The organism is Allobosea sp. LjRoot9, assembly GCF_964252745.1.
Lineage (GTDB): Bacteria > Pseudomonadota > Alphaproteobacteria > Rhizobiales > Beijerinckiaceae > Allobosea.
Genome location: NZ_CAXUPC020000014.1, coordinates 130,615 through 154,284, shown reverse-complemented (window position 1 = coordinate 154,284; position 23,670 = coordinate 130,615). Strand labels below are relative to the sequence as shown.

Annotated in this window: 23 protein-coding genes; 7 read left to right on the top strand and 16 right to left on the bottom strand. The window is 66.0% G+C overall.

All coding sequences use genetic code 11. The annotated features are described in order from the left end of the window. The first annotated feature begins 10 nt into the window (after positions 1 to 10). Positions 11 to 958 carry an ornithine carbamoyltransferase gene (gene argF, locus ACSQ3P_RS31120; protein ID WP_310155742.1) on the top strand — a complete coding sequence of 316 codons (948 nt, stop codon included), beginning with the start codon at positions 11 to 13 and terminating at the stop codon, positions 956 to 958. Then, positions 958 to 1,965, top strand: coding sequence for an Hsp33 family molecular chaperone (locus ACSQ3P_RS31115; RefSeq protein ID WP_436169275.1), 1,008 nt, complete (start codon positions 958 to 960; stop codon positions 1,963 to 1,965). Before argF ends, ACSQ3P_RS31115 begins: the two co-directional genes overlap by 1 nt. Before the next feature lie 275 nt (positions 1,966 to 2,240). On the opposite strand, the gene argE is transcribed toward ACSQ3P_RS31115, so the two are convergent. Then, positions 2,241 to 3,380 carry an acetylornithine deacetylase gene (gene argE / locus ACSQ3P_RS31110; protein ID WP_436169306.1) on the bottom strand — a complete coding sequence of 380 codons (1,140 nt, stop codon included), beginning with the start codon at positions 3,378 to 3,380 and terminating at the stop codon, positions 2,241 to 2,243. Positions 3,381 to 3,424: 44 nt separating this feature from the next. Then, positions 3,425 to 3,817: a Co2+/Mg2+ efflux protein ApaG gene (gene apaG, locus ACSQ3P_RS31105; RefSeq protein WP_069689217.1), complete on the bottom strand. Its 393-nt coding sequence runs from the start codon at positions 3,815 to 3,817 to the stop codon at positions 3,425 to 3,427. A 330-nt stretch (positions 3,818 to 4,147) separates the two neighbouring features. Here apaG and ACSQ3P_RS31100 point away from each other — a divergent pair, with 330 nt between their 5' ends. Further along, positions 4,148 to 5,179: a 2'-deoxycytidine 5'-triphosphate deaminase gene (locus tag ACSQ3P_RS31100; RefSeq protein ID WP_436169274.1), complete on the top strand. Its 1,032-nt coding sequence runs from the start codon at positions 4,148 to 4,150 to the stop codon at positions 5,177 to 5,179. Positions 5,180 to 5,228: 49 nt separating this feature from the next. On the opposite strand, the gene ACSQ3P_RS31095 is transcribed toward ACSQ3P_RS31100, so the two are convergent. From ACSQ3P_RS31095 to ACSQ3P_RS31080, 4 genes are all read right to left on the bottom strand, one after another. Then, positions 5,229 to 5,732 carry an RES family NAD+ phosphorylase gene (locus ACSQ3P_RS31095; RefSeq protein WP_436169273.1) on the bottom strand — a complete coding sequence of 168 codons (504 nt, stop codon included), beginning with the start codon at positions 5,730 to 5,732 and terminating at the stop codon, positions 5,229 to 5,231. Between the two features lie 2 nt (positions 5,733 to 5,734). Continuing rightward, a complete protein-coding gene (locus ACSQ3P_RS31090; protein ID WP_436169272.1) occupies positions 5,735 to 6,085 on the bottom strand; it encodes an antitoxin Xre/MbcA/ParS toxin-binding domain-containing protein in 351 nt (116 codons plus the stop codon). Between the two features lie 80 nt (positions 6,086 to 6,165). Then, positions 6,166 to 8,046 (bottom strand): TRAP transporter large permease, encoded by a 1,881-nt coding sequence (locus tag ACSQ3P_RS31085; RefSeq protein WP_436169271.1) that lies wholly within the window; start codon positions 8,044 to 8,046, stop codon positions 6,166 to 6,168. Beyond that, positions 8,043 to 9,098: a TRAP transporter substrate-binding protein gene (locus ACSQ3P_RS31080; protein ID WP_436169270.1), complete on the bottom strand. Its 1,056-nt coding sequence runs from the start codon at positions 9,096 to 9,098 to the stop codon at positions 8,043 to 8,045. The genes ACSQ3P_RS31085 and ACSQ3P_RS31080 overlap by 4 nt, the downstream gene beginning before the upstream one ends. A 391-nt stretch (positions 9,099 to 9,489) precedes the next feature. Between ACSQ3P_RS31080 and ACSQ3P_RS31075 the strand changes: the two genes are divergently transcribed. The 3 genes from ACSQ3P_RS31075 (at position 9,490) to ACSQ3P_RS31065 (ending at position 12,035) form a co-directional block, all read left to right on the top strand. Next, positions 9,490 to 10,398 (top strand): LysR substrate-binding domain-containing protein, encoded by a 909-nt coding sequence (locus tag ACSQ3P_RS31075; RefSeq protein WP_436169269.1) that lies wholly within the window; start codon positions 9,490 to 9,492, stop codon positions 10,396 to 10,398. A gap of 130 nt (positions 10,399 to 10,528) precedes the next feature. After that, positions 10,529 to 10,672 carry a hypothetical protein gene (locus ACSQ3P_RS31070; protein ID WP_436169268.1) on the top strand — a complete coding sequence of 48 codons (144 nt, stop codon included), beginning with the start codon at positions 10,529 to 10,531 and terminating at the stop codon, positions 10,670 to 10,672. A gap of 10 nt (positions 10,673 to 10,682) precedes the next feature. Then, positions 10,683 to 12,035, top strand: coding sequence for an NAD(P)H-dependent oxidoreductase (locus tag ACSQ3P_RS31065; RefSeq protein WP_436169267.1), 1,353 nt, complete (start codon positions 10,683 to 10,685; stop codon positions 12,033 to 12,035). Between the two features lie 79 nt (positions 12,036 to 12,114). Here the strand turns inward: ACSQ3P_RS31065 and ACSQ3P_RS31060 are convergent, their stop codons facing one another. The 10 genes from ACSQ3P_RS31060 to ACSQ3P_RS31015 form a co-directional block, all read right to left on the bottom strand. Continuing rightward, positions 12,115 to 12,816: an RraA family protein gene (locus tag ACSQ3P_RS31060; protein WP_436169266.1), complete on the bottom strand. Its 702-nt coding sequence runs from the start codon at positions 12,814 to 12,816 to the stop codon at positions 12,115 to 12,117. Between the two features lie 48 nt (positions 12,817 to 12,864). Further along, complete coding sequence (locus ACSQ3P_RS31055; protein ID WP_436169265.1) at positions 12,865 to 13,731, bottom strand: amidohydrolase family protein; 867 nt, start codon at positions 13,729 to 13,731, stop codon at positions 12,865 to 12,867. A gap of 36 nt (positions 13,732 to 13,767) precedes the next feature. Beyond that, positions 13,768 to 14,727, bottom strand: coding sequence for a Bug family tripartite tricarboxylate transporter substrate binding protein (locus ACSQ3P_RS31050; RefSeq protein WP_436169264.1), 960 nt, complete (start codon positions 14,725 to 14,727; stop codon positions 13,768 to 13,770). 53 nt (positions 14,728 to 14,780) lie between these two features. After that, positions 14,781 to 16,007, bottom strand: coding sequence for a CaiB/BaiF CoA transferase family protein (locus tag ACSQ3P_RS31045; RefSeq protein WP_436169263.1), 1,227 nt, complete (start codon positions 16,005 to 16,007; stop codon positions 14,781 to 14,783). 3 nt (positions 16,008 to 16,010) lie between these two features. Beyond that, positions 16,011 to 16,895 (bottom strand): HpcH/HpaI aldolase/citrate lyase family protein, encoded by an 885-nt coding sequence (locus tag ACSQ3P_RS31040; RefSeq protein WP_436169262.1) that lies wholly within the window; start codon positions 16,893 to 16,895, stop codon positions 16,011 to 16,013. 34 nt (positions 16,896 to 16,929) lie between these two features. Beyond that, on the bottom strand, positions 16,930 to 18,006 hold the full coding sequence (locus tag ACSQ3P_RS31035; RefSeq protein WP_436169261.1) for an ABC transporter ATP-binding protein: 1,077 nt from the start codon (positions 18,004 to 18,006) through the stop codon (positions 16,930 to 16,932). Continuing rightward, complete coding sequence (locus ACSQ3P_RS31030; RefSeq protein ID WP_436169260.1) at positions 17,999 to 19,705, bottom strand: ABC transporter permease; 1,707 nt, start codon at positions 19,703 to 19,705, stop codon at positions 17,999 to 18,001. Before ACSQ3P_RS31030 ends, ACSQ3P_RS31035 begins: the two co-directional genes overlap by 8 nt. 47 nt (positions 19,706 to 19,752) lie before the next feature. After that, positions 19,753 to 20,862, bottom strand: a complete 1,110-nt coding sequence (locus ACSQ3P_RS31025) for an ABC transporter substrate-binding protein (RefSeq protein ID WP_436169259.1) — start codon at positions 20,860 to 20,862, stop codon at positions 19,753 to 19,755. Further along, positions 20,840 to 21,619 carry an IclR family transcriptional regulator domain-containing protein gene (locus ACSQ3P_RS31020; protein ID WP_436169258.1) on the bottom strand — a complete coding sequence of 260 codons (780 nt, stop codon included), beginning with the start codon at positions 21,617 to 21,619 and terminating at the stop codon, positions 20,840 to 20,842. Before ACSQ3P_RS31020 ends, ACSQ3P_RS31025 begins: the two co-directional genes overlap by 23 nt. A 219-nt stretch (positions 21,620 to 21,838) precedes the next feature. Next, the gene (locus tag ACSQ3P_RS31015; RefSeq protein ID WP_436169257.1) at positions 21,839 to 22,708 is read right to left on the bottom strand and encodes a siderophore-interacting protein; all 870 of its coding nucleotides are present in this window, start codon (positions 22,706 to 22,708) and stop codon (positions 21,839 to 21,841) included. A gap of 321 nt (positions 22,709 to 23,029) precedes the next feature. On the opposite strand from ACSQ3P_RS31015, the gene ACSQ3P_RS31010 reads away from it, so the two are divergent. Beyond that, positions 23,030 to 23,659 (top strand): TetR/AcrR family transcriptional regulator, encoded by a 630-nt coding sequence (locus ACSQ3P_RS31010; RefSeq protein WP_436169256.1) that lies wholly within the window; start codon positions 23,030 to 23,032, stop codon positions 23,657 to 23,659. The last annotated feature ends 11 nt before the right edge of the window (positions 23,660 to 23,670 follow it).

Sequence of the window (23,670 nt, the reverse complement as noted above, 5' to 3'; positions counted from 1 at the left end):
CCGACCTGCCATGACCCACGACCTGAAGGAAGCGCCCGTGACGCGCCATTTCCTCGACATCTCCGATTTCTCGACCAAGGAATTGCGCGCCATCCTGCGCGCCGGCGAAGAGATCAAGGCGCGCCGGCGCACCCCTGATGCAGCCGGAGATCGTCTGCTCGAAGGCAAGGTCATCGCCATGATCTTCGAGCAGCCTTCCCTGCGCACCCGCGTCTCCTTCGATGTCGGCATCCGCGAACTCGGCGGTTCGCCGATGATGGTGACCGGCCAGGAGATTGAACTCGGCGAGCGCGAGACCATCGCCGACACCGCCCGCGTGCTCTCGCGTTATGTCGACGCGATCATGATCCGCATGCTCGACCATGACGCCGTGGTCGAGATGTCGAAATACGCCACCGTGCCGGTAATCAACGGGCTGACCAAGCGCCAGCATCCCTGCCAGGTCATGGCCGACGTCATGACCTTCGAGGAGCGCAAGGGCCCGATCAAGGGCAAGCGCATCGCCTGGACAGGCGACACCAACAATGTCCTGACCTCCTGGGTCCATGCCGCCGGCCGGCTCGACTTCGAGTTGGCCATCGCCACGCCCGAGGAGTTGGCGCCGCCACCGGCACTGCTCGACTGGGCTCGCGACCAGGGCGCCAGGGTGAAGCTGACGACGCGGCCGGAAGCGGCGGTCGAGGGCGCCGATTGCGTCATCACCGATTGCTGGGTCTCGATGGGCGACGAGGAAGGCACGCGCCACAATCTGCTGCGGCCCTACCAGGTCGATGACCGCCTGCTCGACCGCGCCGAAAAGGATGCGATCTTCATGCATTGCCTGCCGGCGAGCCGCGGCGAGGAGGTCACCGATTCCGTGATGGACGGGCCGCAATCGGCCGTGTTCGACGAGGCTGAGAACCGCCTGCACGCGCAGAAGGGCATCCTGGCCTGGTGCTTCGGCGGAGTCTCCGCCTGATGGCGGCCGATGATCTGGGGGCCGGCGTCGCCGTGCTCGACGACCGGGTGGTGCCGTTCACCGTGCCCGATCTCGACGTGCGCGGCCGCGTCGTGCGGCTCGGCCCCTCGATCGACACCATTCTCGGCCGGCACGATTATCCCGAGCCGGTTTCGCGCGTGCTCGGCGAGGCGGCGGCGCTGACCGTGCTGCTTGGGACGGCGTTGAAATTCGAGGGCCGCTTCCAGCTCCAGACCAAGAGCGACGGGCCGATCTCGATGATGGTCGTCGATTTCAACGCGCCCGACACCTATCGCGCCGTCGCGCATATCGACGAGGCCAAGCTGGAGCAGGCCGTGGCCTCGGGCAATCTGAGCACCGGCGACCTGCTCGGCGAAGGCCATCTCGCCATGACGGTCGACCAGGGCTCGCAGACCACGCGCTATCAGGGCGTCGTGACTCTGAACCGGCAGAGCCTGGAAGAGGCGGCGCATCAGTATTTCCGCCAGTCGGAGCAGATTCCCAGCCGCATCCGGCTCGGCGTCGGCAGCGTCGTCACCGGCGCGGGCCGGGAATGGCGCGCCGGCGGATTGCTCGTGCAGTTCATGCCGCATTCGCCCGATCGGCTGCGTGCGGCCGACCTGCATCCCGGCGATGCGCCTGAAGGCCATGAGATCCTGAGCAACACCGACCCGGACGGCATCAGCGACGATTCCTGGGCCGAGGCGCGCTCGCTGGTCGAGACGGTCGAGGATCATGAATTGCTCGACCCGATGCTGGAGAGCGAGCGCCTGCTCTACCGGCTGTTCCATGAGCGCGGTGCGCGCGTCTTCGAGCCGGTCGCGGTGCAGGAGGCCTGCCGCTGCTCACGCGAGCGCGTGCTCGGCATGCTGCGCGGCTTTTCAGCCGAGGACCGCAAGGCGATGGTTGCCGATGACGGCACGCTCGGCGTGACCTGCGAATTCTGCTCGCGGCGCTATACTTTTGAGGCGTCGGAAGTCGAGGCAGGGCCGCCGGCGGCGGAGTAGAGCTCTGGAACCGCGACGGGAAATCCTTCCTCCCTCGCGGGGGAAGGTGGCATGGCGAAGCCATGACGGATGAGGGGGCGCTGTGAGCCTTCCGCCTCAGCCGAAACACGACGCCAACCGGACAGGGCACGGCGCCCCCTCATCCGGCGCTGCGCGCCACCTTCTCCCGCATCAAAGTCGGCTGTTGCCGACTTTGACACTTTGGGCTGCCCATCTCGGGCAAGCCCGAGATGGGTGGGAGAAGGGAAGAGGGCACGCGCCTCTCTCATTCAGCGCTATGCCCGATTACCCCGGCATTCCGCCAGCAGCCTGCGCATGAAAGCCTCGCCGGCGGCGAACTGCTCCAGCGTGATGAACTCGTCGGGCTGATGGGCCTGGTCGATCGAGCCCGGGCCGCAGACGATGGTGGGCAGGCCGGCGCGCTGGAAATGGCCGGCCTCGGTGGCATAGGCGACCGCGATGGTGCTGTTGCGGCCGGCGAGCCGCATCACCAGCGTCTCGGCTTCCGACCCCGGATCAGGCGCGAGGCCGGGCACATCCGAGCTCATCACCGTCTCGATGGCCGCCGAGGGCGCGGTCTTGTGCATCCGGCCGAGAACCTCGTCCGAGAGGGTCTTGAAACGCGCCGGCACATCCTCCGGATCCGAGCCCGGCAAGGTGCGCACCTCCCAGGACAGGTCGCAGCGATCCGCCAGGATGTTGCGGGCGATGCCGCCATGGAATTTTCCGACATGGACGGTGTCGTAGGGCGGATCGAAGCGACCGCTCGGGTCGAGCCTGCCTTCCCGCTCATCGGCCATCGCCACCAGCCCGGCCGCCAGACGCGTGCCGGCATGGACGGCGCTGGCGCCCAGATGCGGTTTCGACGAATGCGCGGCGACGCCGGTGATCGTGGTGAAGAAGGTGCGGATACCCTTATGCGCATCGGCGAGGTCGAGCGAGGTCGGCTCGCCGACGATGACGGCACGCGGACGCGGCAGGTCCTTCCCCATCCGCGCGATGCCGTCGACCACGCCGAGGCAAGTGACCTCCTCGTCATAGGAGAAGAACAGGTGGATCGGTGTCTTGAGATCGGCGGCGAGGAAATCCGGCACCAGCGCCAGCGCCAGCGCGATGAAGCCCTTCATGTCGACGGCGCCGCGGCCATAGGCCTTGCCGCCCTCGACATGCAGCGTGAACGGATCGCGGCTCCAGGCCTGGCCCTCGACCGGCACGACATCGGTATGGCCCGACAGCAGGACGCCGCCGCGATCCGGCGGGCCGATGGTGGCGAAGAGCGCCGCCTTGTCCCCGGTCGCATTAGGGATGCGTATGGAGGCAACGCCCCAGCCGGCGAGGTAGTCCTCGACGAAGGCGATCAGATCGAGATTGGATTTATGGCTGACCGTGTCGAAGGCGACGAGGCGGGCAAGCATGTCGAGCGGCGCGTAAAGCTGCCCGGTCGGCTGGGAGGAAGCAGTCAATGCAGAACCTTCTTCACATAGGGCGAATCGAGCGGAAAGAGCGGCACGACGACATTGAAGATCGCGCCGTCCTCGCCAAGCATGGCGTAAAAGCCGCTCATCGAGCCGTCCGGCGTCATCAAGGGGCAGCCGGAGGTATAGCTGAAGCTTTCGCCCGGGCGCAGCACCGGCTGCTGGCCGATGACGCCGTCGCCGCGCACCTCATGAACCTCGCCGCGGCCATCGGTGATGAACCAGTGCCGGGTCATCAATTGCACGGTCTGAAGCGACAGATTCACGATCTCGATGGAATAGGCCCAGAAATAGCGGCGCTGCTCATGCGAGGATTCCCCCTCCATGAATTTCGGCGCGGCGGTCACGCGCACGCCATGCGTCTCCGCTTGATACATCGTGACGGCTCCCTCGATGGCGCGGGCGCCGCGCGGCCCGATCGTGGCCGGCGGGCGAGGCCGAGGCCTCTGTTATGAACCGGGCGGCGGCGGCGTCAATCCTGATGCGGCCGGACAGGCGAGCGCAAGCCCGGACGCACGCCCGAGGAGCGGTTCACCGCACCGGCAAAGAGGCCGGGCGATGCCGATCCAGGACCCAGCTGGCGCGTTCAAGCGCCGATTTGCCGCGTCGAGACGCCCAACAGCACTGTGGATGGCTGTGCCGGAGGCGCGGAATGCGCTGCGCTTTCGCTGTAAGCTTCCGGCGAGCCCTTCATCGGACATCTGAGTATGAATTACGGAATTTGGCCTTCGCAGACAATTCGCTCGGCGATCGCGGACGGGACCATACGCGCGAGCTCGCCGATCCATGAGGATCTGATCCAGCCTGCGAGCCTCGATCTGCGGCTCGGCGCCACCGCGTTCAGGGTTCCGACCAGCTTCCTGCCGGGCAAGGGCAAAGCGGTCTCGGAGAGGCTCAAGGAGCTCGCGACGCATGAGGTCGACCTGTCCAAGCCCCAGGTGCTCGAGCGCAACTGCGTCCACATCATCCCGCTGCAGGAGCGTGTCTCGCTGGGAGCGGATACGAGCGCCCGCGCCAACCCCAAGAGTTCCTCTGGCCGCCTCGACATCTTCGTCCGGTTGATCGCCGATGGCGGCATGTCCTTCGACGAAATCCCGGCGGGCTATGACGGGCCGCTCTATGCGGAGGTCGTGCCGCGCTCGTTTCCGATCATCGCGCGCGCCGGCGACACGCTGAGCCAGTTGCGCTTCCGCCACCACGCCTCCGACGCAGCGCAGCCGGCGAACCGGTCGATCTCGGTCTCCATCGACCTGGAGGGCGCTGCGGCTGACGGGGTCATCGCTTACCGGGCCCGCAAGACCACCGGCCTGATCGACCTGCAAAAGGTCGGAGAATACGACCGGAACGATTTCTGGGAGCCGATCAAATGCCGCCCGGGCCGGCGCGAGCTCGTCCTGGTCCCGGACGAATTCTACATCATGGCCTCGCTCGAGGACATCGTCATCAACGAGAACGAGGCGGCCGAGATGGTCGCCTATGACACGGCGGTTGGAGAAGTGCGGGTGCATTATGCGGGCTTCCTGGACCCGTTCTTCGGCCGGGTCACCGATTCCTCCGGCAAGAGCAAGATCGTCCTCGAGATCCGGAGCCACGACGTTCCGTTCATGCTTGACCACGGCCAGAGGGTCGGCACGATCGTCTTCGAGAACATGATCGAGCGCCCCGACAAGCTCTATGGACAGTCGATAAAGTCGAACTATCAGGGCCAGGGGCTGAAGCTCGCGAAGCAGTTTTTCTAGGCCATTCGGATTTGAGCGTTGAATCGAGTGAGGAGCCAATAGGGCGGTCTTATCTGGACAGCCTGCCCTCGTCGTCGATCAGGGTAAGTTGGGTGGGTGGGGCATCGCTCCAGGCCCAGAGCACGAGATTGAGATCACTCGCTCCGGCCCCGGCAGCGAAGCTGCGGACCAAAAGCCCGCGATAGCCATCCGCCATCAATCGCTGCGCGAAGGATTGCGTTCGAGATTTGCCATTCGCCTTCGCCTCGTCGCGCCAGCTTGGCGCTGCGAGCAGATCGGCGTCGATGCCCTCTGCAGCGATTGCTGTGGTATCGCGAGTGTCAAAAATCTGCTCGATCGCCGCTTCATAGGAAACGAGCGTGGTCGGTTGGAGGCTCCCGACTTGGTTGGCCTCGCGCAGCGCTGTCATGACAGACAGCGAGGTATAAAGCGCCGGCACGCCCTTTGGATTGAACCGTCCGCCATATAATTCAGATCCACGGCCCGACAGCGGTTCGCGCGCATAAAGCGGATTGAGCGCGCGATAGAGCTTCCCCTGGTAGTTGAGCGCCATCGTCAGGCGTGGACGCCCGCATCCACCGCGTCGACGTAGTCGAGAACATCTTCGGCACGACCCGCGCGCACAAGCTGCATGGCGGTCTGGCCGGAAAACCCAGGCAGCGGTTCCGAACGATACCAGGCATAGGCGATCAGCGCTGAGCCAAAGCGCGGCTCAACCTTGTTGATGACCTCGATCATCTCGCGCAGCCGGCTTTGCGTCCGGTCCGACTGAACCCGGTCGCGGCGCTGGACGGCGTCCTTGCCGAGACCAGCGGTGCGGGCAACCTCTTCACTGGTGGTGCGGAAAACGTCGGCGATTTTGCGGGGAGCAAAAATGCCGTCATCCGCGTACTGAGCAAGACCCATGACGCCCTCCCTTGCTCCGCTCACTCTGACGCTATATTGCGTCAGAATGAGCGGAATGCAAGAGTGCCGGCCCGTCCATCTTACAGAAATCCGATCGAGATCCACGGGATGAAGGTGATCAGCAGCAGGCCCAGGAAAAGCCAGGCCAGGTAGATCCAGATGCGGTGCATGCCGGCGTCGGGCGGCACGTCGCCGATGATGCAGGCGGCGTAGTAGCAAAGCCCGAAGGGCGGCGCGAACAGCCCGAGCCCCATCGCGAGGATGACGACCATGCTGTAATGCACCTCGTGGATGCCGAACTGCTTGGCGATCGGGAACAGCAGCGGCCCGAACAGCACGATCGCCGGAATGCCCTCCAGCACGCTGCCGAGCACGATGAAGGCGATCACCGAGATCAGCAGGAAGCCGTTGGCACCGCCTGGCACGCCGGCCATGCGTGCCGCGAGTTCGTGCGAGAAACCCGACTGGGCAAGGGCCCAGGCCATGGCGCTGGCTGCGCCGACGATGAACAGGATCGCGCCCGAAAGCGAGGCCGTCTGCACCAGCATGGGCAAGGCGTTTCGCCAGACCAAGCCGCCGCGATAGATCAAGAGGCCGAGTACGAGACTGTAAGCGATGCCGATGGTCGAGACCTCGGTGGCGGTCGCGACGCCCTCGACAACCGCGCTGCGGATCAGGAAGGGCAGGATCAGCGCCGGGATCGCGATCCAGAGCGTCTTGGCCACGAGCGACATCGGCGCGCGCGCGATCTTGACGCTGGAATCCTCTTCTTTTCCGGCGCGATAGCGCGCCACCAGCGCCAGCACGAAGGCAAGCACCAAGGCCGGCAGGATACCAGCCGTGAACAGGGCCGCGATCGAGACGCCTGTGACCGAGGCGATCGCGATCAGCACGATCGAGGGTGGGATCGTCTCGCTCATCGCGCCGGAGGCCGCGAGCAGCGAGACGAGCTCGCCATCCTTCATGCCGCGCTTGCGCATCTCCGGAAACAGCACCGGGGCGATCGCCGCCATATCGGCGGTCTTCGAGCCCGAGATGCCCGAGACCAGGAGCATCGCGCCCAGCATGACATAGGACATGCCGCCCCGGACATGGCCGAGCACCGAGGCCAGGAAGGCGACCATGACGCGCGCCATGCCGGTCGCCTCGACCAGTTGTCCGAGCAAGACGAAGAGCGGCACCGCGAGCAGGATCAGCGAGCTCATGCCCTCGTCGATGCGCCCGACCACGACCAGCAACGGCGTCCGCGTCGTGATCAGCAGGAAGGCCGCCGTCGCCAGGCAGAAGGAAAAGGCGATCGGCACGCCCGCCATGACGGCGAGCCCGAGCAGCCCGACGAAGAAGATCAGCAGGTTCCAGTTGCCGAGCCCCTTCAGCGAGGGGCCGATGAGATAAAGCGCTCCGGCGATCAGCGCATACAGCGCAGCGACCGAAAGCACATCGCGCCATGAATGCCGCGCCAGGCTCAAGAGCACGCTGACCAGCGCGATCAGGCAGCCCACCGGAATGGCGGCGGCGCGGATGGTGCCGGGCCAGCCGAGTGCGGGCGTCTCAACAAAGGACTGGTCCTCCATATACTCCCAGGTCGGATGCAGGATCAGGGCAAGGAAGATCGCCACGCCGCCGGCGGCGAGCGTCGCCGCCCAGGCCTCGGCGCGCGGCGAAAGGAACGAGACGAAGAAGGTCAATCGCATATGCGAGGCGCGCTGGACGGCGATGGCGCTGCCCAGCATGGCGAGCCAGAGGAACAGGATCGAGGCCAATTCGTCCGACCAGATCAGCGGCTGGTGGAAAGTGCGGGCGAGAATCCCTACGAACAGGATCACCACCTCGGCGACGACGACCGCCGCGGCAGGGATTTCGACGAGCAGGCGCAAGCCGCGCTCGATCCTCCCGATCAACCCGGAGCTATGCCCCGGGTTGAGTGCGACCATGCCGGGATCGCCGATCGCCGCGCTCATGCCAGCGCCCCGACCACGGCCTCGAGCGCCTTCCAGTTATCCTCGCCGAACTTACCCCGCCACTCCTTGTAGAAGCCGGCCGCGCTGAGGCCCTTGCGGAAAGCCTCCTTGTCGGCAGCCTCGAAGGTCAGGCCCTTGGCGATGAGCTGGTCCTTCAGCGTGGTGTTGAGCTTGGTCGTATCGTCGCGCTGCTCCAGGGCGGCGCGGTCGAGTTCGCGCTTGACGATCGCCTTCAGATCATCAGGCAGGGCGCTCATCGAGCGGCGGTTGCCCAGGATAAAGAACGGATCCCAGATGTGGTTGGTCTCGGAGACGTATTTCTGGACCTCGTAGATCTTGCCGGCCTCGATGGTGACGAGCCCGTTTTCCTGGCCGTCGACGAGGCGGGTCTGCAGCGCCGTGTAGAGCTCGTTGAAGTTGATCGAGGTCGGGCTGGCGCCGAGTGATTTGAACAGCGAGGTGAAGATCGGCGAGACCGGCACGCGGATGCGATAGCCGGCGAGGTCTGCCGGCGTCCTGATCGGCTTGGCCGAGGAGGTGATCTGCCGGAAGGTGTTGTCGGCCGGTTTGGCGACGACGAGCGCGCCGGTCTTCTCGATCTGCGTGGCGATCAGCTTGCCGAGATCGCCATCCATCGCCTTCCAGACCTGGCCGTAATCGGCGAAGGCGAAGCCGACATTGGCGATGCCCGCCAGCGGCGCGACGGTGGAGAGCACCGAGCCGGCGATGTTGAGGAAATCGACGCCGCCGCTCCGGATCTGCGTCAGCAGATCGGTATCGGAACCGAGCTGCGAGGCGGGGAAGAAGCGGATCTCCATCCGGCCGCCGCTCGCCTCCTTGATGCGCAGCGCCGCTTCGCCGAGCCGGGTGTTGATCGGCTGCGTCAGGGATTGCCCGGTCGCGAGCTTGTACTCGAATTCGGCGGCGCGCGCCGGCGCGGTGCGAATGGCGACGAGCGGGATGGCGGCCGCACCAGCAAGGAGGCTGCGCCGGGTCAGCGTCGCGCATGGCGACGATGCGGGCGCGGATGAAGGCTTCTGATGATCTGGCATGGACGGTCCTCCTGAATTTTGTCTCCAACGTCGCTGATGCGCGTCGGTATCCTGTTCGAGTCTGGCTGCGCCTGGCTTGAAAGCCGCGCCTCGACTGAGCGCCAGTCGCGACAAGCGGCGCGCATGGCGTCGCCGGCATCATCCCGCGGCGAGAATGCGTGTGTTCAGCTTGCGCGTGGTCAGCGATAGCGGGGGCTGTGCGAGCGGTCCTCTTCCTTGGGCGGTCCGACCTTTGGCCGGTATCCAGCGTTCCTGACGCCTCTCTGAACGGAGGCTTTCCCTTCTGGCGCCGGCCTTCCGGCCGTCTCCAGCAGCGTCAGCCTAGATTGCTGGCCACTGCGCACAATTGAGTTATATTTCGCGTCCTTTTAGCTGACCTTAAAGGTTCGCGATGCAGATTCCGTTCCGCTCGATCATCGTCTTCCATGCGGTGGCGCGCGCCGGCAGCGTCTCGCGCGCCGCCGAGGAATTGCGCGTCACGCCCTCGGCCGTCAGCCAGCAGATCCAGGCGCTGGAGCTGCATCTGGGAACGGCGCTGACCCTGAAGGTCGGCCGCAACATCACGTTGACCGAGGCCGGCGAGCGCTATTTCCAGATGGTTGGGCGCGAGATCGAGCATATCGCCGATGTGACGCAGCATGTGCGCGGCATCCGCTCGGCCACGACCCTGACGGTGCGGGCCGCGCCCAGCGTATCCAGCAAATGGCTCCTGCCGCGCCTCCACAGCTTCGTCGACGCCAATCCGGATATCGAATTGCGGCTCGACGGCACCAATGAACCGACCGATTTCAGCAAGGAGAACGTCGATATCGAGATCAGGCATGGCGAAGGCGTCTGGCCCGGCCTGTTCATCGAGGGGCTCGGCAAGGAGCGCTTCTTCCCGCTCTGCTCGCCCTCGCTGCTGGCGCCAGCCAGCCTCAAAGCCGCGGATCTGCCCGAGCAGCGCCTGATCCATTCCGTCAAATCGCAGATGCAATGGCCGCGCTGGTTTGCCGAGGCCGGCGTCGAGCCGGAGCGGCGCTGGCATCGCGTCCTCTTCGACCGCAGCCATATGGCGATCGACGCTGCCGCCAGCGGCATGGGCATCGCGCTCGAAAGCGAATTGCTCGCCTGGCGCGAGCTTGCCGATGGCTCCCTGATCCGCCCGGTCCGCGACGCCCCCGAGGTCATGGCCGCAACGCAATGGATCGTCTGCCCGCATAACCATCTGCGGCACCGCAAGACCCGCACCTTCCTCGACTGGCTCCGGGCCGAGCGGGATCGTTCGCAGCTGCAGCACACTGAGGCCGCGACAGTTTAGCCGTTCTACATCGTTGGCGCAGATAATCTGAATTGCCCCGATGCCGGCCGCTCCCTAACCTTCTGATCGAAGCAAGGCGGGGCAGATTGGCCTCCAGTCGCGACAACCCGCCGCTCGACAGGGAAACGCAATGACCAAAGAGGATGTCGCCTCAAGCCTGGCGACGGCCCTGGCGGCTGTCTGCGCCTCTCCCGGCCGAGCCTTCGCGACGCATTTCCCGAAGACCGCTCCCGATCCGGCTTTGAGGCCGACGCGGTTGAATCCGCTCTCCTAGAGGACACGTCATGAATCTGCATCGCATGCTGCTGGAGCGTCAGGCCGCGGGTAAGCCGGTCACCGTCGGATTGATCGGAGCCGGCAAGTTCGGCCTGATGTTCCTGTCGCAGGTCCGCTCGACCGACGGCATGCATCTCGTCGGTGTCGCCGATCTGAACACCGCCCGCGCCCGCTCGCAGCTCAAGCTCGGCTGCTGGCCTGAACAGCAATACGCCGCGACCTCTGTCGACGACGCGCTCAAGAACGGCAGCACGATCGTGACCGATAATGCCGAGGCGCTGATCACGCATCCCGGCGTCGAGGTGATCATCGAGGCGACGGGCGACCCCGGCGCGGGCATCCGCTTCGCGCTCAAGGCGATCGAGCACGGCAAGCACATCATCATGGTCAATGTCGAGGCCGACGCCGTCGCCGGGCCGCTCCTGGCGCGCAAGGCGAAGCAGGCTGGCGTGGTCTATTCGCTCGCCTGGGGCGACCAGCCGGCCCTGATCGCCGACCATGTCGACTGGGCTCGCGCCGCCGGTTTCAAGGTGGTCTCCGCCGGCAAGGGCACGCGCTACCACCCGACCTACCATCAGTCGACGCCCGATACGGTCTGGGACATCCTCGACAAATACATGAAGATCAAGGATCGCAACTCGATCAATCCGAAGATGTTCAACTCCTTCGTCGACGGCACGAAGTCGGGCATCGAGATGACGGCGGTCTGCAACGCCACGGGGCTGCATTCTCAAGCTGACGGCCTGTCCTTCCCGCCGGCGACGCGCTTCGAGCATGCCGAGATCTGCAAGCCCAAGGCCGATGGCGGCGTATTGGAGCGCAAAGGCGTCACCGAGGTCACCTCCTCGGTCTATCGCGACGGCAGCGACGTGCCCCATAGCCTGGTCATGGGCACCTATGTCGTCTTCGAGAGCGACAGCGCCTATAGCGAGGAGTGCTTCCGCGAATACAGCATGCTGCCCGACAAGACCGGAAAATACGCCTCGCTCTATCGCCCCATCCATATGATCGGCCTGGAGCTCGGCATCTCGGTGGCCTCAGCCGCGCTGCGCAAGGAATCGACGGGCGCACCGATCTGCTTCAACTCCGACGTCGTCGCCACCGCCAAGCGCAAGCTCACGCCCGGCGAGATGCTCGATGGCGAAGGCGGCTTCTGCGTCTGGGGCAAGCAGACCCCGGCCGATGCCTCGCTGAAGGAGGGCTATCTGCCGCTCGGACTGGCTCACAACGTCAAGCTCAAGACCGAGATCGCCGAGGGCCAGCGGATCAAATGGGACGATGTCGTCTACGATCCCGACAGCCAGGCCGTCCGCGTCCGCCGCGAGATGGAGGCGGCTTTCCGCCAGCCCAACGCCGTGTGACGGCCGGCCGAGAGAAGGGCGGGCGGTAACCCGCACGACTCCGGGCCCTGTCGAGAGACAGGGCCCCGTCTGCACGTGATCAGCGGCCGTGCTCGAACGCCTCGTCGATGATGTCACAGCCCATCCGCGCCAGGGCCTCGTCCGCATAGGCCGAGCGGTCCCATGTGCCCTCCGCGATGCTTTCGCGCGTCTTGAGCTCCTTGGCGAGCTTGCCCTTGGCGCGTTCGAGGATGGCCTGCGCCTCGCGCGGCGGAACGATCAGGACGCCGTCGCCATCGCCGAGCACGATATCGCCGGGGTTGACGACGACACCGCCGCAGGAGATCGGCACATTGATCTCGCCCGGCCCGTTGCGATGCGGGCCGCGAGGGGTGGCGCCGCGCGCATAGACGGGAAAATCCAGCTCGCGGATGGCGTCGACATCACGCATTGCGCCATCGACCACGAGGCCGGCGAGGCCGCGCTTGCGCGCCCAGAGCACCATGTTCTCGCCGGCGAGCGCCGTCGTCAGATCGCCGCCATCCTCGACGATCACGACATCCCCGGGCGCGGCCATGTCCAGCGCCTTGTGGACCAGGAGGTTGCAGCCCGGCCGGGCCCGCACCGTGAAGGCACAGCCCGCCATCAGCGCCCGGTTCCACGGCCGGATCGCGGCATCCAGACAGAACAATCGGTTCATCTCGTCGGCGATATTGGCGACCGGGATCACGGCCAGTGCTCGGACCAGGCCCGGATCGGGGCGGTTGATCCTTCGGAAAATCCGGAAGCCGACATTGCTCATAGCGGGGTGTCCAGTCTCAACGGGTTGTGAAATGAAGCGGCTGGGACCTCAGCCGAAACCGTAAAGCTCTGCGGGATTGTCGACGAGGATGCGCGTCCGCACCGCCTCCGCGCCGGACCAGCCATCGAGGAGATCGAGCAGGACGGCATCGTCCGGCTTGTGCCCGGCAGGCTCCGTGACATGCGGCCAGTCGCTGCCCCAGACGAGCCGCTCGGGCGCGAGAGCGACGAAGGCGCGCGCGATCTGGCTGGCGTCGGGATAATCGGGCGCGCCGGCTTGCGTATTGAGATAGGCGCCGGCGAGCTTGACCCAGGCCCGGCCCGCCGCAACCAGATCGCCGATCACCGCGAAGGCTGCGTGCTCTGGCCCGAGTGACAGCGGCAGCCTGCCCATATGGTCGAAGACGATCGGGCATGGCAGGCGCTTGAGCAGGGCCGCATGCGCGACGATCTGGTCGCCCATCATATGCAGCTGCACATGCCAGCCGAGATCGGCAATGCGCCGGGCCAATGGCTCGATCATCTCGATCGTCGTGACGGTGTCGGCCGGGTTCCAGACGCTGAAGCGCAAACCGCGTACGCCGCCCGCGTCGAGCCGCTTCAGTTCGGCGTCGTCGACGCCGGGATCGAGCACGCCGATGCCGCGACCAGCCCCGCCGAAGCGGCGCAATGCGTCGAGCAGGCAGGCATGGTCCTTGCGATGGAATTTGGACTGCACCACCACCGCCCGCTGCGTGCCGAGCCGCCCCTGCAGCCGCCGGTAGTCCTCGAACGTCATGCCGGACGGCTTCACCGCATCCGGGCTCGGAAAGCGCGGATCCAGGATATGGCAATGCGCGTCGCAAGCACCCGCCGGCACGGCAGAGCGAGGCGCCGCCATGCCGGTGGAATTGGGGACCGGACCATCATCCGCCATCGGCGGCTCCTTCGCGTGACCGAGATGCGACGCGCTTCAGTCGATCTTGATGTTGCGGGATTTGACGGTGGTGGCCGCGCGGCCGATCTCGTCGTCCAGGAAGCGCGCGAAGGCGTCAGGCTTGTTGCCGACCGGCTCGAGCCCGAGCTTTTCGAGCTTCGCCTTGATCTCCGGATTGGCGACCGCGGCGACGATTTCGCGCGAGAGGCGCTCGACGATGGCTGGCGGTGTGCCCTTCGGCGCGAAGAGCCCGTTCCATTCCTGCGTCTCGAAATCCTTGAGGCCGCTTTCGATCAGCGTGGGAACCTCGGGCAGCAATGGCGAGCGCTTCGGAGAACCGATGGCGAGCGCCTGCACGGAACCCGAGGTGACCTGGCCGAGCGTGGAGGCCGTATTGCCGAAATAGAGCGAGACGCGGTCGCCGATGACATCGTTGAGCGCCGGTGCTCCGCCGCGATAGGGCACATGCACGATGTTGAGATCCGCGGCACGGTTCAGCGCCTCGCCGGCGAGATGAGAGGCCGATCCCGCGCCTGCCGAGGCGTAGCTCGCCTTCTCCGGGTTCTTGCGCGCGTAGTCGAGCAGCTCCGCGACCGTCTTGTAGGGCGCCTTGGGGCTGGCGACGAGGATATTGGGCGCGATCACGACGAGCGAGACCGGGATGAAATCCGCCTTGGGGTCGAAGGGCAATTTGCGCAGGGTCGGATTGGCGGCGAAGGCCGAGGCATCGAAGAGCAGCGTGTAGCCGTCGGCCAGGGCCTTGGCGACGAAATCGGCACCGATCACGCCGCCGGCGCCCGGACGGTTCTCGATCACGATCTGCTGGCCGAGCGTCTGGCTCATCTGCTGGCCGACGATGCGGGCGGTGCTGTCGGCGCCGCCGCCGGCCGCATAGGGCACGACCATCTTGATCGGCCTGTCCGGATATTGCGCGAGCGTCGGCAAAGGCGACAACGCAAACAGTACGGCGGCGATACGGAGCAGCGTCTGGCTCATTTATGGATGTCCTTGCTGGATCTGCATGGTCTGGGAATATCGATGGGCTGGGATCAGCCGCCGTGGAGCACGCCGGCCTGCGCCAATTCCACTATCGCGTCCTCGGTCACGCCGAGCCCGGCCAGGATCTCGCGATTGTGCTCGCCCAGGCGCGGCGCCTTGGTGCGGATCGAGCCCGGTGTGTCGGTCAGGCGCGGCACGACATGGTGCATCGGCAGGCTGCCCATATCCGGGTCGGGATAGTCGGCAATCAGCTCGCGCGCGATCACATGCGGATCGGCCATGATCTGCGGCGTATCGTAGATCGGGCCGATCGTGACCTCGGCCTTCTCGAAGAAGGCGACGTTCTCGGCCTGGCTTCGCTGCGCGATGAAGGCGCCGATGATGGCGTCCAATTCCTCGACATGGCGCAATCTATCGGCATTGGTGCGGAAGCGCGGATCTTCGATCAAGTCCGGCCGGCCGATCGCACGGAAGAGCCGTTCGGTCATCTTCTGGATCGAGCCGGACAGGCTGACATAGGCGCCGTCGCTGCAGCGATAGGCATTGCGCGGGGCGGAGTTGGTCGAGCGGCTGCCGGTGCGCGGCTTGACCTTGCCGGTCAGGCGGTAATTCGCGGCTTGCGGGCTCAGGATCGCAAAGAGCGGGTCGAGCAGCGGCAGGTCGACGACCTGGCCCTTGCCGCCATTGATCTCGACCTCGCGCAACGCGATCATCGCCGCCGAGACGCCATAGAGCCCGGCGATGCCGTCAGCGAGATACATTGGCGGCAGCACGGGCTCGCGATCGGCGAAGCCGTTGATCGCGGCGAAGCCTGAGGCGCCCTCGATGACCGTGCCGAAGCCGGGGCGCTGGGCATAAGGCCCGTCCTGGCCCCAGCCCGAGATGCGGATGATGACGAGGCGGGGGTTGATCGCAAGCAGCGCTTCAGGCGAGAGCCCCATCTTCTCCAGCACGCCGGGCCGGAAGCTCTCGATCAGGATCTGGGCGCTCGGGACCAGATCGCGGATCAGCCCACAGGCGCGCGGGTCGCGCAGGTTGAGGCACAGGCTCTTCTTGTTGCGCGCATAGACCTTCCAATGCGTCTCGATGCCTTCGGTCTTCCAGGCCCGCAAAGTGTCGCCCTCGGGCGGCTCGACCTTGATCACCTCGGCGCCGAAATCGCCGAGCACCTGGGTCAGCACATTGCCGGCGAAGAGACGCGACAGGTCGAGGATGCGGATGCCGTCGAGGCTGCCTTTCGCGGCCGGCTCGTAATCGCGGCGATGAAGTTCGCTCATGTCTCAGATGTCCGGATTGGTTTGCGCGCGCTCGGTCGCATCAGCCAAGGCGACGATGGCGCGGGCGCGGATCAGGAAGGGCGCATCGATCATCTGGCCATCGACCAGATAGGCGCCGACGCCCTTGGCTTGCGCATCCTCGGCTGCGGCCAGGATTGTCCGGGCGCGGGCGATCTCGGCGGCCGTGGGCATGAAGCTCTCATTGGCGATCGCGATCTGGCTCGGATGGATGCAGCTCTTGCCGGCGAAGCCATGGCGCCGGGCCGCCGCGCACTCGGCGCGATATCCATCGGGATCATTGACCCCGCCGAAGGCACCGTCATAGGCCGCGACGCCGGCTTCAGCGGCGGCGAGGCGGACGGCAACGCGGATATGAGCCAGCGCCGCCTCGTCGCGCCGGTCGATGCCGGTCGGTTCGAGCAGGTCGGCGTAGCCGATCTGAAGCCCGGCGACGCGGGGATGGGCGGTTGCGAGCTCGGCTGCCCGGCGCAAGGCCTTCGGCGTCTCGATATTGATCAGCAGCCCGGTAGGCTGGGCACGACCAGCCGCGGCGTCAAGCGTGTCGAGCAGCAGGGCAGCCTGCCGCACCGTCTCCGCATCCTCGACCATCGGCAGGTTGACGAGGTGCACAGCCGGCATGACCACCGCCATCATATCCGCCTGGAAATGCCGGGTACCCAGCGCGTTGACGCGCACGACGACGGTCTTGCCGCGCGCGGCTTCGGGAGAGCGCAGGAACGCCGCGAGCTGGGCCCGGGCCTCGTCCTTGCGCTCCTCGGCGACGGCGTCCTCCAGATCGAAGGACAGCGAATCCGCAGCCGAGCCGGCCGCCTTGGCGAAGAGCTCCGGCCGCGAGCAGGGGACGAAGAGCTTGCTGCGCATCAGCATGGCGATGATCCCTTGTTCAAAGCGGGTCCCTTGTTCAAAGCGCTTCGGGGCCGTTCTGGAAGATCATGATCGCCTCCGGCGGGATGCGGACCAGCACCTCGGGTGAGCTCACCGCCCGGCTCGTCTGGACACGCAGCCTGAAGCCTTGCCCCGCCATTTCGTGCTCATGGACCGAGCCGAGATAGGAGCTGTGCGTGATCCGCGCGCCGAGCACATTCGCGCCGGGAGCATCGGTCAGTTCGATGCGCTCGGGCCGGACGGCCAGGACGAGCTTGCCGCTGACCGCGTCGGGGCAGGAGCTGGCGACGAGCTGCGTGCCGTCGCCGAGGCGCAATTGCGCCAGCCCGGCGGAGCGGCCGACAAGCTCCGCCTCGATGAAATTGGCCGAGCCGATGAAATCGGCGACGAAGGCGTTGGCCGGGCGCTCATAGATATCGGTCGGCGTGCCCAGCTGCTGGATCTTGCCCATGCTCATCACCGCGATGCGGTCGGACACTGCGAGCGCCTCTGACTGGTCGTGAGTGACGTAGATCGTCGTGACGTTGAGGCGCTCCTGCAATTCGCGCAGCCAGATGCGGGCCCGCTCGCGCAATTTGGCGTCGAGATTGGACAAGGGCTCGTCCAGCAGCAGCAGGCGCGGCCGGTAGACCAAAGCGCGCGCCAGCGCGACGCGCTGCTGCTGGCCGCCGGAAAGCTCGAAAGGGTAGCGCTCGGCGTATTTGCCCATCTCGACGAGGTCGAGCGCTTCCTTGATGCGGCTGTCGCGTTCTGCGCGTCCGATCTTGCGCAGCTCCAGCGGGAAGGAGAGGTTCTGCGCCACCGTCTTGTGCGGCCAGAGCGCATAGCTCTGGAAGACGAGGCCGATATTGCGCGCCTCCGGCGGCACGGCGATGCGCTTGGCGCCGTCGAAGAAGACCTTGTCGCCGATGCGGATCGTGCCGGAGGTCGCCTCATTCAGGCCCGAGATCGCAAACAATGTCGTCGATTTGCCGCAGCCGGAGGGGCCGAGCAGCGTCAGGAACTCGCCCGAGGGGACCGTGAGCGAGATGTCGTCGACGGCATTGACGTCGCCATAGGCGATGGTGAGACGGTCGAGAACGAGATCAGCCATAGATTTTGGCTCCCAGGACGCGGCGTGCGACGAGCACGAAGATGGCGGTGATGACGACCTGGATGGTCGCGAGAGCCGAGACGGGGCCGTTATCGCCCTGGGCCCAGAGCTGCAGCATCGTCGTACCGATGATCTCGGAGCCGGGCTGGAACAGGAAGACGGCCGTCACATACTCCTTGAAGAAATGGATGAAGAGCAGCGCAAAGGTCGAGAACAGCGCCGGCTTGAGCAGCGGTGCGATGATCCGCGTCACCGTCGTCCACCAGTCGGCGCCGGAGATGCGCGCGCCGCGATCGAGTTCGTCGCCGATCTGGGCCAGCGCCGGCGCGATCGTGCCGAAGCCCACCGGGATGTAGCGCACCATGAAGGCGAGGATCAGGATCCAGATCGTGCCACGAATCGTGTCGAGCCCCGGCACCCAGATCACCGCGTAGAAGAAGCCGAGGCCGGCGATGATGCCGGGCAGCGAGCGCGGGAACAGTGCGATGTATTCCAGTGGGCGCGCGCCCTTGAATTCGGAACGGCGCGAGACCAGCGTGATGATCGCGACCAGAACGGTGCCGATCACGCCGCCGATGAGCGAGATCAGCACCGAATTGCCGATCGAGCGCATATAGTTCGGCGTCTGCAGGATCAGGTCGAAATTCTTCGTCGTCAGCAGCGTCCAGAACGGCACGAGCGGGGTCAGGAAGCTGACGCTCGCCCGCATCAGCGTGCCGGCGAAGACGAGGACGATGGTGAAGAAGACATAGGCGAACACCGCCGCGAAGACGATCCAGCGCCAGCGGCCGAGATCGAGGAGAGCGGGCCGGCTCGCCTTGCCGCGCACGGTGACGAAGCGGTTGCTGCCGACCATGAGGCGGCCCTGGAGCCAGACCAGGAAGGCGACGATCGCGAGCAGGATGAGCGCGGCCGCGCCGACGATACCGTAATCGGGCTGGACGGCGGCGTTGATGCCCTTGTCATAGAGGAAGCTGGTGATGGTCTCGATCTTGTTGGGAGCGCCGAACAAGAGCGGGATCGAGAGCATCTCGATCGCGACGACAAAGTTCAGCACGGTCGAATAGATCAGGGCCGGGCGCATCATCGGCACGGTGACGCTCCACAGCGCCCGGAACGGACCGGCGCCGACCGAACGCGCCGCCGCCTCGAGCTGCGCATCGGCCTTGCTGACGGCGCCCAGGCACATGAGAAAGGCGAGCGGCGCCTGCGACAGCCCGGCGACGACGCCCATGCCGGAGAGGGAATAGAGATCCCACGGCGTCACGCCGGTCCAGCTCCGTACCGCGAGCGTGACGTAGCCCGAAGGGCCGTACATGGTGAGCCAGCCGAAGGCGATGACGAGATGGCTGACGAAGAGCGGCCAGACCAGGACCTCGCCGAGCCAGCCTCGGCCGGGCAGGTTGGTGCGCCCGATCACAACCGCAGCCAGCGCCCCGAAGACCTGGGCGAAGATGGTCGAGAGAACCGCGAAGATCACCGTGTTGAGCGCGATCTCGCCGATGCCGGCTTCAGTGACGAGACGGCCGAAATTGGCCGCGGTCAGCGTAGCCGAGGCGTCGTAGAGCGGCTTGTTCAGGAAGGCCTGCATCGCGATCGGCGCGATCGGCCCGATGACGAGCAGCGTCGTCAGCGCGGCGACGCTCCAGAAGATCAGGCGCGAACGGTCGAAGCCCGTTCGCTCGAGGGCGGCATCCATGATGGGGCGAACCTTGTGATTGGAGCGGCTGCAGCGTGCGGACGGCCTCAGCGGCCCTGCATGGCGGCGTTCCATTTCTCGACGAAGGGTTTGGCCTGCTCGATCAGGGCCTTGTCGAAGCCGACGACGATCATGTTCTTCTCGCCGACCTTCTGGGCGATGCCCTGATAGGTGTAGCGGACCTCGCTTTCCGCCACGTCCTCGCGATAGGGCACGAGACCGCCCTTGCCGAGCAGGGTCTGGCCCTTGTTGCTGAGCAGGAAATCGAGAAAGAGCTTGGCGGAATTGATGTTGGCGGCCTGCTTGGGAATGCCCATGCCGCGCAGCATCACCGGCGTACCGTCATCGGGGAAGGCAAAGCCCAGGATCTTGCCGCCCGGCTCGTCGAGGCGCGGGAAGATGGTGATACCGGAGACCGCGATGCCGACGACATATTCGCCGGCCGCGATCTTCTCGTTCATCGGCCCGCCCGAGACCTCGCCGCGGATCATAGGCCCGATCGCGCGCAAGGCCGTCCAGCCGGCATCGCCCTTCTCGTGCAAGGTCTGCCACCAGGCCGCTAGGCCGAAGGAGTTGCGCGCCGCGTCATAGGTGGTGATCCGGCCCTTATAGGTTCCGGGATCGGCTGCGGCCATCTTGGCGAGCGAGGCGAGGCCGGTCGGCCGCTGGCCCTCCTTCAGAAGCGCCGTGTTGTAGGTCAGCACCAGCGGATCGGACGAGGCCACGAACACGCCGGGATAGGGCTTGCCGAAGGCGGGCACCTTCTCGGCCTCGGGGCTCCTGTAGTCGAGCATGCGCCCGTCCAGGCCATAGGCGGCCCAGCGGTCATTGGCGCCGGAGATCAGCAGATCGGCCGTGCGCGCGCCGCTGCCGGCCTCGGCCTCCCAGCGTGAATGCACGGTGCCGGAGCCGAGATCGAGCGTCTCGACCTTGATCCAGGGATAGCTCTGGCGGAAGCCGTCGAGCACCGGCTTCCAGTTGTTGTTCGCCATGTTGGAATAGATGACGAGCCCGTTTTCCTTGCGCGACGCCTCGATCGTCGCGCCGTAATCGGCGGGATAATAGCTCGGCGTGGCAGGCGCCTGCGCCGAGCCGATGCCGGGCGAGGCCACCAGCGCGGCAGCGGTGAACAAACTAGTCAGAAGGCCCTTGATCACGGTCGTTTCTCCCTGTGTTTTTCGCAAAGAACGCCGAGCGCTTCGCAAGCTCGTGGCTTGCCTGCGCCGCGGCGGCGATGGTCAGCGCCTTCAGGCGCTCTTGGTCTTGCGCGATCCGCTCACGCGGTCCCGAGATGTTGAGGGCCGCGACGACCCTGCCGTCCTGCGACAGGATCGGCGCCGCGATTCCGGCTGCGCCTTCGACGACCCCCTTGAGATTGACGAAGGCGCCGTCGCGCCTGGCGGCTTCGACATGCGCCCTCACGGTGGCCGCCGTCGCCTCGTCGAGCCCGGCGAGATAGGCCTCGCGCTCGCCCGGGCTCATTCCGGTCAAAAGGACGATGCCGCTGGCGACTTCGTGCAGGGTGCGCGCATGCGAGATATCCCGGTCGTAGCGGATCTCGCGCAGGGGCAGGAGCTTGTTGAGGTAGCGGACCTTGCCTTCGGTCAGGATGGCGATGAAGCCCGACTCGCGGGCGGCATTGACGGCCTCGCGCAGGACGGGTTCGACGACCCGCAGGATCGTGCCCCAGCCCTGCTGCCCGGCGGAAGGCTCGCCCGGCAAACGGATGAGCACATAAAGCCCGTCGGGCTGCCGCAGCACATAGCCGGCCGAAACCAACGAGCGCAGCAGCAACAGCGCGCTGCTCTTGGGCACCGCCATCGCCTGCGTGATCTCGGCAAGCGTCGCCGGCTCGTAGCGGCGTGCCAGCCATTCGATGAATTCGAGGATGCGCTCAGCGCCTCGCCCACTCATCCTGTCGCCTCATCCCATCGTTCAGTATTTTGAACGCGTTTTATTTTATGAATGAGCCATAGCGCCTGGGCACCTGGGCTGTCAAACCGCAGGCCTGAGCACAGGGCCGCCTCGGCGCGGGCCCGCAGCGGGATCGACCGAGGTGATGATTGTGTTGGTTGGTGGATTGAGAGCATCGCCCTCTGCGAGCGATGCCTGACGGCGACCTTCGGCCTCGCCTCAGCTCATGGTCAGCAGGCCCGGCGCCTTCGTCTCCACAAGCCCGGACCAGTCGGCCCCGATCCGAGCGCTGACCTCGGATGCGAGCGCTTCGGGACGGCCGCGGCCCTCCGCCCCCTCCTCGATCCAATAGGCGATCAGCTTGCTGCGGCCGTCCTGGAAGACGGGCATCTTGCGCGCTCTCTGGCGGATCGCGCGGATGGCGGTCTGCTCGCCCGATCCCCAGAGATAGCCGCAGCCCTCCGGTAGAGGAATCCGCTGGAAAACCTCCGCCAGCCTGCTGGCGCAGAGCCCGTTGCCGGAGCCATGCAGCCAGGTCACCAAGGCCCGGGGATGAGGCGGCAGCGCCTGCTTATGCGCCTCATCCGCGACTTCGATGACGACGCGGCTGGCGATAGCGTCGGGCGTGTCCTCGATGAGCCGCGCCAGGGCCGGCAAGCCGGTCGCGTCGGCCAGCAGCACTTGCCAGCGGAAATCCGGAGGCGGCTGATACAGGCCGCGCGGATTATTGATGACGATGCGGTGCCCGGGCGGAGCAGCCTGCGCCCATTCGCTGGCCAGACCGCCCTCATGCACGACGAAATCGATGTCGAGCTCGCGCGCAGCCGCATCGAAGCGGCGCACGGTATAGGTGGAGTAGCGGACCGGCGGCTTGCCTTCCGGATAGGTCCAGCGCCCCTCGCCATCGATGATGGGGAGCACCGTTTCGCCGGTCGCCTCGTCGGGAAAGAACAGGCGGACATATTCGTCCCCGATTCCGGTGGAGGCAAACGCGGCGAGGCCCTCTCCCGCGAATGTCAGCCGCACCATGCCCGGCGTCAGGATCTGGCGCCGCGCGACCGCTATTTCGTGAAACATCTGCTGCGTCATCGATCGTTCCAAACCTGCCGGCGGCAAGAACGTACCTGCCCTTGGATCGCCAGGGCCTGTCTCATAAGTCGTCGCGCGCAAGTTGAAAACCGCTCTGCAAGACTATCTCATTGGTATATTTCTAAACTATACATGGTTAAGCAAGGAGTGGCGGCCTGAAAATGGATCATATTCTACCGTTTTCGCTGGTGCGAGGCGATATGCCATGTCCGCAAGTCCGGACGATGTCGAGAGTCTGCACATCTCCTAGCATCGTCGGCTCCTATCCGGGGCGGCAAGCGACAAGCTAGACGAGACGTTCCGTCTCACTTAACTTAGCTCATGACCTCCGCCGCCATCACCGCTCCCCGCCGATCGGCACAGTCCCACGAGGCCGTGCTTGCGGCCGCGGCCGACATCGCCGGCCGGCGCGGCTATGGCCATACAGGGATCGAGGACATCGCCGCGCAGGCCGGCGTCGGCAAGCAGACGATCTACCGCTGGTGGCCAAACAAGGCCGCGCTCTTCATCGAGGTCTATGGCAGGCTCGTCCCCGCCGGCCTCGGGGCCGAGAATGCGGGCAGCCTGGCCAGCGATCTGACGAGGCTCCTGCAACGATTATCTGACCTTTACGCGGACACGCCCGCCGGCAACATCCTCTCGGGGCTGATCGCCGAGGCCCAGACCGATCCGGGCCTCGCCAGCCAGTTGCACGACGCCTATGTCGCGCCGCGCCGGGAGATTCTGCGCTCCATCCTGAAGCGGGCCACTGATCGCGGGGAAATCGCCTTTCCCGACAATGCGGATTTCGTCATCGACCTGTTCTCGGGCGCCGTCTGGTTCCGGATCCTGCTCGGCACGCGCCGGCTGGACCCGACATTCATACAACAGCTCGTCGACGCGCTGCTGCGCATGGTCCAGCGCGCTCAGCCTGCCCCCGCGATGCCTGCGGACATCCAGGCGAAGGATTGATCGGGGAGGGT

Bases quoted from the DNA above. Each gene is read 5' to 3' on its own strand.
- argF (WP_310155742.1), top strand. From the start codon at position 11: ATGACCCACGACCTGAAGGAAGCGCCCGTGACGCGCCATTTCCTCGAC.
- ACSQ3P_RS31115 (WP_436169275.1), top strand. From the start codon at position 958: ATGGCGGCCGATGATCTGGGGGCCGGCGTCGCCGTGCTCGACGACCGG.
- argE (WP_436169306.1), bottom strand. From the start codon at position 3,380: ATGCTTGCCCGCCTCGTCGCCTTCGACACGGTCAGCCATAAATCCAAT.
- apaG (WP_069689217.1), bottom strand. From the start codon at position 3,817: ATGTATCAAGCGGAGACGCATGGCGTGCGCGTGACCGCCGCGCCGAAA.
- ACSQ3P_RS31100 (WP_436169274.1), top strand. From the start codon at position 4,148: ATGAATTACGGAATTTGGCCTTCGCAGACAATTCGCTCGGCGATCGCG.
- ACSQ3P_RS31095 (WP_436169273.1), bottom strand. From the start codon at position 5,732: ATGGCGCTCAACTACCAGGGGAAGCTCTATCGCGCGCTCAATCCGCTT.
- ACSQ3P_RS31090 (WP_436169272.1), bottom strand. From the start codon at position 6,085: ATGGGTCTTGCTCAGTACGCGGATGACGGCATTTTTGCTCCCCGCAAA.
- ACSQ3P_RS31085 (WP_436169271.1), bottom strand. From the start codon at position 8,046: ATGAGCGCGGCGATCGGCGATCCCGGCATGGTCGCACTCAACCCGGGG.
- ACSQ3P_RS31080 (WP_436169270.1), bottom strand. From the start codon at position 9,098: ATGCCAGATCATCAGAAGCCTTCATCCGCGCCCGCATCGTCGCCATGC.
- ACSQ3P_RS31075 (WP_436169269.1), top strand. From the start codon at position 9,490: ATGCAGATTCCGTTCCGCTCGATCATCGTCTTCCATGCGGTGGCGCGC.
- ACSQ3P_RS31070 (WP_436169268.1), top strand. From the start codon at position 10,529: ATGACCAAAGAGGATGTCGCCTCAAGCCTGGCGACGGCCCTGGCGGCT.
- ACSQ3P_RS31065 (WP_436169267.1), top strand. From the start codon at position 10,683: ATGAATCTGCATCGCATGCTGCTGGAGCGTCAGGCCGCGGGTAAGCCG.
- ACSQ3P_RS31060 (WP_436169266.1), bottom strand. From the start codon at position 12,816: ATGAGCAATGTCGGCTTCCGGATTTTCCGAAGGATCAACCGCCCCGAT.
- ACSQ3P_RS31055 (WP_436169265.1), bottom strand. From the start codon at position 13,731: ATGGCGGATGATGGTCCGGTCCCCAATTCCACCGGCATGGCGGCGCCT.
- ACSQ3P_RS31050 (WP_436169264.1), bottom strand. From the start codon at position 14,727: ATGAGCCAGACGCTGCTCCGTATCGCCGCCGTACTGTTTGCGTTGTCG.
- ACSQ3P_RS31045 (WP_436169263.1), bottom strand. From the start codon at position 16,007: ATGAGCGAACTTCATCGCCGCGATTACGAGCCGGCCGCGAAAGGCAGC.
- ACSQ3P_RS31040 (WP_436169262.1), bottom strand. From the start codon at position 16,895: ATGCTGATGCGCAGCAAGCTCTTCGTCCCCTGCTCGCGGCCGGAGCTC.
- ACSQ3P_RS31035 (WP_436169261.1), bottom strand. From the start codon at position 18,006: ATGGCTGATCTCGTTCTCGACCGTCTCACCATCGCCTATGGCGACGTC.
- ACSQ3P_RS31030 (WP_436169260.1), bottom strand. From the start codon at position 19,705: ATGGATGCCGCCCTCGAGCGAACGGGCTTCGACCGTTCGCGCCTGATC.
- ACSQ3P_RS31020 (WP_436169258.1), bottom strand. From the start codon at position 21,619: ATGAGTGGGCGAGGCGCTGAGCGCATCCTCGAATTCATCGAATGGCTG.
- ACSQ3P_RS31015 (WP_436169257.1), bottom strand. From the start codon at position 22,708: ATGACGCAGCAGATGTTTCACGAAATAGCGGTCGCGCGGCGCCAGATC.
- ACSQ3P_RS31010 (WP_436169256.1), top strand. From the start codon at position 23,030: ATGACCTCCGCCGCCATCACCGCTCCCCGCCGATCGGCACAGTCCCAC.